The sequence below is a fragment of the Neobacillus sp. BF23-41 genome (genome assembly GCF_041106275.1).
The window spans coordinates 68,106-79,644 of sequence record NZ_JBGBPR010000022.1; the positions used below are offsets into that span (position 1 = coordinate 68,106).

11 protein-coding genes are annotated in these 11,539 nt (G+C 34.8%); 1 reads left to right on the forward strand and 10 read right to left on the reverse strand.

Annotated elements, in window-relative coordinates:
• Positions 1-300: 300 nt before the first annotated feature.
• From AB7942_RS23970 to AB7942_RS24000, 7 genes are all read right to left on the reverse strand, one after another.
• A complete protein-coding gene (locus AB7942_RS23970) occupies positions 301-894 on the reverse strand; it encodes an NUMOD4 motif-containing HNH endonuclease (RefSeq protein WP_369448836.1) in 594 nt (197 codons plus the stop codon).
• A gap of 276 nt (positions 895-1,170) precedes the next feature.
• Positions 1,171-1,491 (reverse strand): hypothetical protein, encoded by a 321-nt coding sequence (locus AB7942_RS23975; RefSeq protein ID WP_369448837.1) that lies wholly within the window; start codon positions 1,489-1,491, stop codon positions 1,171-1,173.
• Positions 1,481-1,639: a hypothetical protein gene (locus AB7942_RS23980; RefSeq protein WP_369448838.1), complete on the reverse strand. Its 159-nt coding sequence runs from the start codon at positions 1,637-1,639 to the stop codon at positions 1,481-1,483. Before AB7942_RS23980 ends, AB7942_RS23975 begins: the two co-directional genes overlap by 11 nt.
• A gap of 300 nt (positions 1,640-1,939) precedes the next feature.
• Positions 1,940-2,869 (reverse strand): hypothetical protein, encoded by a 930-nt coding sequence (locus tag AB7942_RS23985; RefSeq protein ID WP_369448839.1) that lies wholly within the window; start codon positions 2,867-2,869, stop codon positions 1,940-1,942.
• A gap of 15 nt (positions 2,870-2,884) precedes the next feature.
• Positions 2,885-3,166 carry a hypothetical protein gene (locus tag AB7942_RS23990; protein WP_369448840.1) on the reverse strand — a complete coding sequence of 94 codons (282 nt, stop codon included), beginning with the start codon at positions 3,164-3,166 and terminating at the stop codon, positions 2,885-2,887.
• Positions 3,159-3,491, reverse strand: a complete 333-nt coding sequence (locus AB7942_RS23995; RefSeq protein ID WP_369448841.1) for a hypothetical protein — start codon at positions 3,489-3,491, stop codon at positions 3,159-3,161. Before AB7942_RS23995 ends, AB7942_RS23990 begins: the two co-directional genes overlap by 8 nt.
• 927 nt (positions 3,492-4,418) lie before the next feature.
• Positions 4,419-5,237, reverse strand: coding sequence for a tyrosine-type recombinase/integrase (locus AB7942_RS24000; RefSeq protein ID WP_369448842.1), 819 nt, complete (start codon positions 5,235-5,237; stop codon positions 4,419-4,421).
• 364 nt (positions 5,238-5,601) lie between these two features.
• On the opposite strand from AB7942_RS24000, the gene AB7942_RS24005 reads away from it, so the two are divergent.
• Positions 5,602-7,770, forward strand: coding sequence for a YjcQ family protein (locus AB7942_RS24005; protein WP_369448843.1), 2,169 nt, complete (start codon positions 5,602-5,604; stop codon positions 7,768-7,770).
• Between the two features lie 541 nt (positions 7,771-8,311).
• On the opposite strand, the gene AB7942_RS24010 is transcribed toward AB7942_RS24005, so the two are convergent.
• The 3 genes from AB7942_RS24010 to AB7942_RS24020 all read right to left on the reverse strand — a co-directional run bounded on the left by AB7942_RS24010 (position 8,312) and on the right by AB7942_RS24020 (position 11,470).
• On the reverse strand, positions 8,312-8,863 hold the full coding sequence (locus AB7942_RS24010; protein ID WP_369448844.1) for a competence protein ComK: 552 nt from the start codon (positions 8,861-8,863) through the stop codon (positions 8,312-8,314).
• A gap of 881 nt (positions 8,864-9,744) precedes the next feature.
• Complete coding sequence (locus AB7942_RS24015) at positions 9,745-10,164, reverse strand: hypothetical protein (RefSeq protein WP_369448845.1); 420 nt, start codon at positions 10,162-10,164, stop codon at positions 9,745-9,747.
• 43 nt (positions 10,165-10,207) lie between these two features.
• On the reverse strand, positions 10,208-11,470 hold the full coding sequence (locus tag AB7942_RS24020; protein WP_369448846.1) for a replicative DNA helicase: 1,263 nt from the start codon (positions 11,468-11,470) through the stop codon (positions 10,208-10,210).
• Between the last annotated feature and the right edge of the window lie 69 nt (positions 11,471-11,539).

Sequence of the window (11,539 nt, forward strand, 5' to 3'; positions counted from 1 at the left end):
TTAATTTAGAGATAAGTTTTTTTTGTAAAAGCCTTTATTTTCAATGGATTTGAGGATGTTTTAATTTAAGTTAGAATTACGATTCTTTTAACAAAGGAGCGAGAAATTGGTTGAATGGTGAGGATAATCACGAACAGAAATGTCTAGATATAAAAAAACACCAGCCACTAATGACCGGCATTACATATAATCATTGACTGATACCTCTGATGGTCACGATGCTAATTAAAAACTCTATTGCTAGGAAGGCATTTATTAACTAATACGGATACTTCCATTTGTTGATGGAAAATAAATATGCTAATCAAATAGGCTCAATTGAAATGGTTTTATTTTGATTGGAACTTGTACATGGTTCCACGTTTTGAAAGTAACTACGGACGATATAACAGTATTATGAACTCCGAATTTTTTTGAAAAAGCTACTGTATTAAATTTTGGGTGTCTAGGAGTATAATTCTTTCTAATAAACATAACGTCAGATTCAGTTAGTTTAGAATTATAATTTTCTTCACCTTTAAATGCTTTCTTTAGGCCCGTTTCACAGGAGTGTCGTACGTTCTCCATTCTAGTGCTCCATTCGAGATTAGATACTTCGTTATCTGACTTCACTCCGTTTTTGTGATTTACTTCAGGTTTATTTTCAGGGTTAGGAATGAAAGCGGAGGCTACAAGGCGATGAACTCTCATCATTTTTACCTTTCCGTTTTTAGATAAACATACGATCATATATCCGAATTCATTCTCAGAAGGCTTTAAGATTTTCCCTTTAAAAGTTTGTTTATGTCCATCTGATCTAATAGTCGTCCTTGCTACACTTTTAGCTATGCCTTTATTACTGATCTGATAATAACCTTCGAATCCTTGTATATCCTTGAAAATTTCCTTATCCATTCTGATCAACCTCCCGATTCGTTATAACTAAATGTTATAATTTTGGGAGAATGACTTCTACCGAACCTTTCGCTAATTATCGTCTCTACAAGCTTTTAAATTAATTGCGGTAAATCAAATCTTAACTTGTCTAACGTGCTTTGATGTATTGGGAAACCCCAATATTCATGAACACGTTTTAGCCTTAGCCAAGAATAAGCCAAGGGAAGGGCAAGGTAGGATTGAATTGTTCCATCAGCTCTCACCCCTATTATCTTTGGCAAAGGCGCTTACACGTTAAAGTACAATAGTGTTGCTTACTTCTTCCTCGTTTTCCTCTTCAGTTTCAACCTCTGTATAAAGTTCAATATTTGATAAATGATAATGGTTGACACCTTTCACCTTTATAACCGCGATCCCTTCAGCTTCTAACATAGCCATAACCTTTGCATCTTTTTTTCTCATTCGAAGCGAATCGGGACTAACGCCGATGTACTCTGCTACTTCAAGGAAAGATACCTCTGTTGATCCGTCATATAAATATCTTCCAAGTACAATTGTGCAAATGTGCTTCTTAAAATCTTCTCTTGAATAATACATATTTTTTTTAAGTTTCATAATCAGTCATTACCTCCGAATATTTTTCCATATATTTTTTACTTGTCTCTTCTAACGATTTTTGTGTGTCCTTGTACATTGCAAATATAATTAATACAAATGCTGCTAATGAGCTGTCCAAAAAAATTAAGAAACCAATAGTAAACATATTTTTTCCTCCAATTATCACGCGATTATATTCACTCACTCACTATGTCTTGCGTAGATGCGTAAGCTGCTGGCGGCTAGCCTACTGTCTGTTATCTGCTTGTGTGTTAATTTCCACTTAATTGAAATTGCGAAAGAACAACTTGCTCGTACATACAATTTTTTAGATAATAAGGTTATTCACTAATTATTAAATTCTTTATTATTAAGGTCTTTATTATTAGTATCCTCTTGAAAGGATACAGGTGACTCCCTTCGAAAGGATACACATGACTCCTCTTAAAGGGATACACTTAATAAATTAGAGTTGTAAGTCTTCGTCATAAGGGAAGTAGAAAGGAACATAAAAGTCTTTTTCGCTTCCGCCTTTTGGCTTTCTTTTCTTAATTACCAACAAACGTTCATCAACCAATATTTTTTTGAGCTTAGGTAATTCGTTCTTTGTAATCCCTGTTTGTTCGATGATTAACTCATCTTTCGGAAAAGCCCATCCTTTTAATGATTCATCTTTCTTATTCGCAGCTGGATCACCTAATTTAAAGGCATGAATGAATTCCAATAGGTAAATGGCATCACGAATTTTCTGAGCTGTACTCCTTTTAAATTCATCCTTGTACTTTTCAATAAGATTTGGCACAATCTTTGTTTTTAAAGTATGAAGCATCGACTCATATCCTCCCGTTTTCCCTTCCTGAACCTTTTCTTTTTGTCTTTGTGACAATAAAGATATTTCTTTAAACCCGTCATAAGTTAATACAATATCCCGTTTTAGCCTTGACTTTTTCCCTTTAGGACGAGAATCCAAAACTGGATTATCATTTTCCTTATCTTCTGGTGAGGCATCCGGTACTTCAATTACTTCAATTGCTTCCTCATCAGCTTCCATTCCCTTAATCTCTTCAACACAATAGCTCTGACTCTCCGAGGACGAATCCCGATTAAAATCATCCACTTTAACCTTTGATGATTCATTTCTTCCTGATTCCTCTTTCTTGCCGTTACCGTACTTCGGATGCAATTCATTAAACCGCTGCCTATCACTGACTGGAATGAAACCCTGTCCGTTTAATAAAAGGGTTATTGTAGTCGGATCATAGTTTTTAGTGATCCTGTTATAATCCGCTATTTCTGCCCCGTCGATTGATTGAGCTTGATAATTGAAAAAGCTGTTATTTGAATTGCCGTAACCTAGCATATCGGGCCTCACTGCCCAAAAACCGTTTGTGTCCATGAAAATGATCTCTCCTTAGTTTTTTGATTTAAATTCCTTAACCTTTTTGTTATGAAGGAACCTTAAAAATGAAAGATGAAAACAAAGTTTGTTAGCATCAATCATCAAAGTCTTTTGGTCATACTTTTTAATCAGATCATCTACAACCGGCTGCATTTTTTCATCGTACTCGTTCCGGTAAGATACTAGATGCCTTCCGTCTACCATTTCTACCGTTAATAATCCGATCTTGATTCCTTCCACTGTTGCCAAAATAGCTGCTTTGTTCATATCAGTCGTTTCAAATACTTTAATCATCCATTCCATCCCTTTCCTGATGCAATTTGAATTCCTTGATCTTCTTGTGATGCAAATGCAGCAAATATGTGATTTTTGAGTGAAGATAGCGCACATTTACCATCAAAGTCTTTTCGCGATACTTTTTGCGCGTCTGATCTACTTTTGTTTGCATGGATTCTGGATAGTTAACTCGATACGTGACTAAATACTCTCCGTCTTTCTTCTCAACACTTAAAAGTCCAAGTTCAACGTCACGAATGAATAATAATGAGGCTGCTTCATATAAGTCATAAGTGGAAAAAGTTAATTTTTCAGTAAGTGGATAATATTTTTGTTTGTTCATCTGATTCATACCTTTCTGATTCTTTAATCGTCTTGATTGACTTGTAATTATGTAAGAAGTGATGTATTTTGATGTCTTTTTTGCTGGTCATTACTCGATAGAAATCTTCCGAGTGTTCGAGAGCATCGGTTACGAGTGAATAAGAACTCGTTGTAAAAAGGTTTTCATGCTTCATACGTTAATCAATAGGAAATTACATTTATTGAATTTTTCGGACGTTCGCATTTGCTTGAATACGATCAAAAAAAGATACAGAGCTAACGAAGGTTTGTAAGGTAAGCCGATTATTTTTTAATTTATCGAGCCCTTCATTAGCCTGTATTAAAAAAGGAGTAACGGCCCTCTTGAAAAAGCCTGATGAAAGGATTGGAGGTCTTTCATCTAAACTCCATTAATACGAAAAAGTTGTCCCGAAATCTCACCTATTTTTGCTATTTTTACGTTTTATTTGAAAAAGTTTGAGGTGAGGAAGGATAGGGGATTTGTGTAAGGGTTATTCACTTGACAGACACGACCGCACACGTTCTGTTAATAGGTAAAAAACGATGCGGAAAAAATATAATATGAAGAATGACAAGAAACGAAGATTCAATTTCTGGATCAACTTGGTACTCATAACTTACGAGGAATAAATAGGCTCGATTGCAGCAAGGGAATTAATGAGCGAAGTTATGCGCTGATCTATTCTCACGGCTGAAATTTCAGCAGTCAAAATATCACTCCCCAATTTTGGGTTCATAGGGAGTCAAATTTTCACGGCTCAATCTTGAGCATTAGAGCTGCCTGATTCTCACTCCTGAATTTTAAGGAGTCAGAATACACTGATAGATAAGAGATGAATTAGGACAGCGCAATTTTGTACCCTCCTCATTAGTCGATTCTCTGAACAAAAAAGAACCGGCCAGCTCGACCGATTCCTATTTCCTACTATTTATATAAGTCTTCTACCGCTGCTTGCTTATCGTCTTCAGAAGGCGCTGAATACCTTAGTATCATATCTGCTGAACTATGGCCGCTTAATGATTGAATAAGGCTGATGTCCTTGCCTGAGCGAACTAGGTCGGTTATAAATGTATGCCTTAACTGATGCACATTGAAGCCGAACTTATTAACTAAATGCTGCACACTTCTAACACTGATCCGTTCACCTCTGTTGCTTATGAATAGAGCAGCCTCGTCGTTGCCTGACCGTTCTTCTAGGTACTTCTCTATTGCGCGTCTAGTCTCATTGTTTAATGGTATTGTTCGCTCCTTGTTACCCTTTCCTATCACTCTAAGTGATCCTTTGCGCTCTGTAATCTCTATGTCTGATACATCTAAGCTAACAAGTTCACTAACTCTAAGTCCGGTATTGAGAAGGGTAGTAATGATGCCAATATCCCGTTTGTTACCTTGCCGGTCTACCTCCCGTATTAAACCCCTTCGTTCATTCTGGCTAAGGCTACTTGGTGCTTCATGCTTTATGTCTTGCTGCTTGATAACACTTATGTCTTCAATCGTATCTGCTTTGTTGTTCCAATTACTGAACTTCTTTATTGCATTCCAAACCTTATTGATTGTTGCTGCTGATTGCTTCCTTTTCATTTGGTAGTCAATGTACTGTTGGACATCTGACCTAGAATACTCATTAAGATTCGTTCCTGATCCGTCTAACCATCGCTCGAACTGCTTTAAGGCATGAGCATATGTCTTAATAGTTGTGGCAGACTTACCTCTTAACCCTTCCGAAACAAACTTATCAATCATCCTAATTCCTCCTAAAATAATTCTACGCAATATTTTCTGGCCACTAATCAAGTGAATATGTACCTTTTTCTTATTAATTTAATGATAATATAGCATAGAATTATAATTCCGCGCAATAATTCTACGCAATAAAAGGCTAATAAATTTCCCTTAATTAGCACTTTATTCAGATGAAAGAACAAAGTGGCCATTGAATAGTAGCTAACCTTTCAATGAGGAGCCGGGGGTAATTTACATTCTTGATATTTGAAAATTGAAAAGTGAGTTGGAACTCCTAACTAAACATTTTTTATAGATTTTAAAGGTTTATGTAAAATTTTGTAGAATTTTATCATTTATACAATAAAGGAGTGAATAGCCTAATATGGAATATTCAATAGAAAAATTAATAAAAAAAATTAGAAGGGGCGAAGTTATACTTTGGGCTGGAGCGGGTTTCTCCCGATATACTGGAATTCCAACAGGTGCAGAACTTGCCCAAGAAATAATTAATGAGATGCCTGAAGATTATAGGGAAAGATTTGAAAAGCGGACATTACCGGAAATAGCTGAAGAGTTTGTACAAATGAATGGGAATTTGAAAAATGAATTATTTAGACTTTTAGATAAATATGTTAATGTCGAACCAAAAGACTTAAGTGTACATGAAAAATTGACTGAAATAATTCAAATAAAAAATATAATTACCACTAATTATGATGATTTATTTGAAAGATCCTACGGAAGAAATAAAACTTCAATTATTTATAAAAATACACATCTAGCACTAGCAAATAAAAATATTAAAATTTTTAAAATCCACGGTGACATCCAAGACCCTACGTCCATAGTTTTGACTAATACTGATTATCGTAAATTTTATAATTTTGAAAATGATAATGAATTAGTTTGGAGTAAAATAAAAACTTTGGCTAACGAAAAATCTATCTTATTTATTGGTTATTCTCTTGAAGATTCCAACGCGCTTACTTTATTAGATGACATGATTAAGAACTTAGGGGATTTCAGGCATGAAAGTTTTTTGGTTGCACCTAATTTCCCTGACTATAAGCAAAGGGTTTTAAATGAAAAAAATATTACATATATTAACATGACAACTGAAGAAATAATTGAGGAAGTCCACAAAGCTATTTTAAATGAAATACTAGACGATACAGAAGCTGGTTTTTTAAATATTAAAGAGGTTAAGCCTTTACTAGAAAAGAAAGGATTAAATGCTCAATTTGGATTTTCTGATGATGGAAATATATTACTAAAGGGTTTAGGTGCAAAGGATAAAGAGAAAAGGCTATCCCTAAAACTAAACACGATTGCTAATGATAAAATTCCATTAAGAAAATTCCTAGAAAATGATGTAGACATAGAGGAAGTTGAGTTACCTGAAGACATAATTACAGGGTTTTCTTCAGAATTTGAAGGCATAAACCTGCCTACCTTTTCTAAAGATAGGTTAGGTAGCATAAAGTTAATTAGAAATCCTGATCGTGAGTTTGATGCTTGTTTTGTTATTAAAGAAACAGGAGATATTCTAAATGAGATAAAGGGCCAAGTATTTCAAGGAACAAACGGACTGAAAATTCGCATAAAACATTCAGTTATTACATTTGAAGTAAGAATCCAAGATGATGTACAGACATTTAATATAACCTTCAAATATTCAAGTGATATGTATAAAGGTTACCAAGCAATTTCTTTCCTTAAAAAATGGCTTAAAAATGACTATACTCTAATGTTAAACAATCTAACAGATAAAGTCGTTATTCCCTTAACGAATCCAAATGAAGCTAGAGATTGGAATGAAAAATTTCTTGTGGATGTAAGTGAATTAGAAAATTTTTACGCTAATATAATTCAAATACAGAATCATTTCAGCGTATACTTACAATTACCAGAAACTATAAATGAGCTAGATTATGAAAATTTCGATGCTGCTTTGGATGTAGTGAATAATAGAAAGAGAAAAATAAACAAATATAGTTTCCTTTTTAATCTAAATTCCAAAGAGGAGTTAAATACATTTGTAGAAATGAAAGAATTTCCTTTTAAGGCAACTTCACAAGATTTAAGCGAAATTACTCTTTTTGGGGAAAATATAACTTTAGGTTATCTTTCAATCGAAACACTAGATGGTTATGTAGCCAACAAAGAGGAACTATTAGAAAAATATAATCAAAGTGAAGAAAAACTCCCTATTGTAATCAAAAGCTTGTCTAATGAAATGTACTATAGCTATGAGTCAAAAAAAGAAGTATTGCAGCCTATGGCAAGGCTGGAGATGGATCAGAAAGAATTAAGATGTGCTATCTTGAAAGAAGTATCTATTGGCAATACTTCATTATCCGAAAATGATTTTGGCGTTAGTGAAAATGACTTTAATGAAGCAGTTAATTTTCTTACAAGGGAAAATTATTTGATTGGAGTTCAATGGGCTGATGACAGACCACATTTACACAAAGTCGGTCCTACACTGACTGAAAATGGAGAAAAATATCTTGAAGAAAATAATTGTATAGATAAGTCGAATGAGTATTAAAAAAGTTTAGTATGGTTAATATAGGCATCCTTCCGGATGTTTTTTTTCTTTCAGGAAATAGTCCCCTTTCTTATAAAAATGTGGGATTTCTATATATAGCGAAAGGAAAGATAGTAATATTCAGCAGCAGGTTATAATATTATTGTATAAGTTATTAGAAATCTCTGTATTTTATTTGACATATCCCAAATCTTTTGCAAAAATGGACACTGTAGGAACTAATAAATAGAGGCTGTAGGAACTATACATACACTTCAGGTCATATAAATTGCATAATATCAACGTTTCCAGAGCATTAGTGTTCTCAAACAGTTTCCTAAACTGTAGGTCAGGGTATCGGAATTCTTCCGGTGAAATAGTAAAACCATTGTAAAATCAACCTTCATGGCCGATTTCACAATGGTTTTTTCATTATTTTATCCTCAAATTAACTTGATTCGTTTTAATCGGATTCTACAGCTCTGAATAAATAATTGGTTGGAAAATCAAAAGAAGGACGGCTTCACTTTAAAATGAGTCCTACAAATGGTAATAATTTATTTTATTTAATAAACGTATATTTATTAGCACTAGAATCCTCACTAATATAAAACCCTTTTTGAGGTTCAATGTAATACGTTAAAGGGCTACTGCTGTTTTTTATAATCATTTCTCTTAAATCCTTCGCTATTTGCACCCTGTTGATAAATGCACTTTTCCTCATATCTATCTCGACGATATGTCCGTAGCTTGTATACACCTTTGTTTTTCGAATTCCAAGAGATTGTGTGTTTATTATATGGATTAGTGAAAACCAAACACAATTTCTCTTTTTCAAAGATTTTGTTGGAAGTAAATAAATGCCTATTCGTGAATTAATATTAAGTGGATACATGTACAATTGACCAAGTAGATATTTAGAACTTTGTAATGACCCACGAAGATTTGAGCCTACTAGTAATAAATTTGCATCAATTACCTGAGATGGAGTCATATCTACCAGGATAGTTTCTCCCCCATCTATCACTCTAGTTATCAGTTTACCATTACAATCATACTCTCCTGTCAACAAGACTGTCTTTTCATTGATCAAATATTCTTCTCTTATTTTCATTGATAATCCCTCTTTCTAAGATTCAATATTGATTTTTTTTAGAAAAAGGGTATACTAACATAAAGTTGGTATACCCAACCGAATCAATCCTCGGGAACTGTCTTGCCGGACTACTGCCCGAGTGTTTTTATTTTATATTTCCCACACCTCCTTTCAACTGCACCTCTTTTACTAGATTCTCTATTTTTCTTTTATCATTAAATGATGTAGAATTCATATTTTGTAACCCCCGGTTCTATAAATTAATGTTTAAAACCTTTTTTTAAAAGTTCCACAATATCTCACTCGACAATATTATAGGTAATTCGACATATGAAAGTAAATTGTTATTTTGGAGTTCTCTTCATTTAATTCTATCCCAAGTTATTTATGAATTTTCTCGATTCTAGCAGAATCTTTACAATTTTTTATTCTTTAAGTATAATAAATAACTCTCAGAATATTGGATTCTTTTTCGGTGTGTTTTTTTAATAAAATTTAAATTTTATTAAGATAATTTCATTTTTTTTAAACTTAAGAACTATATTTTATAAAGATATACTTTATTGTTAACTAAATGTTCAAAATTCAAGAATTATACATATTTAGGAATTCTCTTGTTCTTGCTCGAATCACATGCTGATTTGTATGTGTACTTGGTTTTTAGTCGGCTTTGGTTTTTTCGTTGAGGTAGATTAATTACCTACACACAAAATCAAATGCTTACAAATATTGATTTAACAACAATTGTAGACATTTTACTTTTCTAAAACGGACTCAATTTTTTCTAAAGATACCGTGCTCAGGGTCAAACTAGTTCTGTATTCACCTTGATTAGGATAATTTAGTCAGGGCGTCTTTAAACCAGATATGGGATTGTTCCTTCTCTATCACTTTCATCCTCACCTCTTAAAATACCCCGCTATAGCTGGAAAACTCATGAATTCCTTCCTCATGACCCGAAACGAAATCACATCATTTCCTCTAGCGAGCTGGTAATCTAGCGAATACTCGTGACAGTTTAATGGGTTTTGATGAAAGGTTTTGGTATAAAATTGGATGGCTTCATGCTTGCTGGCTGCAAAGATAAAGACAAAATCCTTCTGGTTCATCTTCAGTGCGTATATGCCAACTTTATGAATACCTAATACATTTTTTTGAACCAATTCCCTTACTTTCTGTTGGTCGGCTTGTTCTAAGTCTATCTTGGATATGTCGTCATCTATTGAAATTTTCTGCTCTGCTAGTAAATGGTAGATGCAATGAGCCAATGAGGATTCTTCATAACGGAAACAATCCATGTAAAGATCTTTCACAATCATGTGATCACACCTCGATTTAAGATTTTTTTTGGCTAAATTTAGGTTATACAATGGTCGGACTCGATACCTTCTGGTCCTCAATCCTTCCTGTATGCTCGTTATAATTGACAGCGATGCTTCCAACTGGACCATTTCTGTTTTTCGAGACAATGATTTCAAGGGAATGATTGTCCGTTTCCTTGTCATAATACGCTTCACGATACAAGAACAAAATGACATCGGCGTCCTGTTCCACACTGCCCGATTCCCGAATATCAGACATCATCGGCCGTTTATTGGCTCTTGATTCCACCGAACGATTGAGCTGCGCCAAACAAATGACGGGGCAATCAAAATCCTTCGCCAGCGTTTTCAGAGATTTGGATATTTCCGTTACTTGTAAATGGGAATTCCCTCCGTAAAATTGACCTGAATGGATTAGTGTTAAGTAATCGATAAAAAGGATCGGTTTCTTGTAGGGAAATTGATTGATCATTTTTCGCGTTTTCGCTCTCATTTCGGCAATGGTTTGTCCCGCCCCATCAAAAATTTGCATATGGGTTTCCGTGAGATCACCAATCACATCCGACCATTTATTCTTTTGATTTTCAGTTAGCATTCTTTTCGGATCCCGCATTTTTGCACGGTTAATGCCCCCGGTCGAAGCCATTAATCGCGAAGTTATCAGCTTTTCCGGCATTTCTAAGGAAAATACCAGTGGCAGAAACCCGGCCCAACCCGACATTTTCGCAAAATGGAGCATCACGTCGGTTTTTCCCATCGATGGTCTTGCTGCTAGAATCGTCACTTCCCCGCCCTGAAAGCCTCCCGTCACTTCGTCGAGCTTGTTGATACCCGTTGTTGCACTTTTCTGGCTTATTCGATCTTCCCAGGGTGCCTCATAGATATCTACCAATGCTTGTTGTAAGGACGTATGATCCTCCATTTTCATTTGGTTAATTTTATCCAATTCGGCAATGACTTTCGCAATCTCCCAATCATTCATGGCTGCAAGCGTCAAGATATTTCTCTTTTCTCGTTCCTTCCACAAATCGAGAATAAGCTTCTCCGTACCGTCAAATTTCTCCAGATCCGCGTATGATAACAGCTCCGATAGGTAAGACATTCCACCTAATGAATCAAGGTCTGATAAGGTTGTCCATGTGATCAAATCAACATTCTTACCCGTCCGTTTTAACTCCACCATTCTTCGCATGATTTCTTTATGCCGTGTACTTTCTAGCTGTTCAGGTTGAATGATGGTATCTTGGAGCAAGTACTCCGCCTTCATCAAGCTTCCTAAGAACGCTTTTTCTACTATACTCATCCCTCTTCACCTGCCGTAAGGTCAAGTTTAAATCCACTTGGAATTGCTCTTCCGGCAGGAAACGATTCG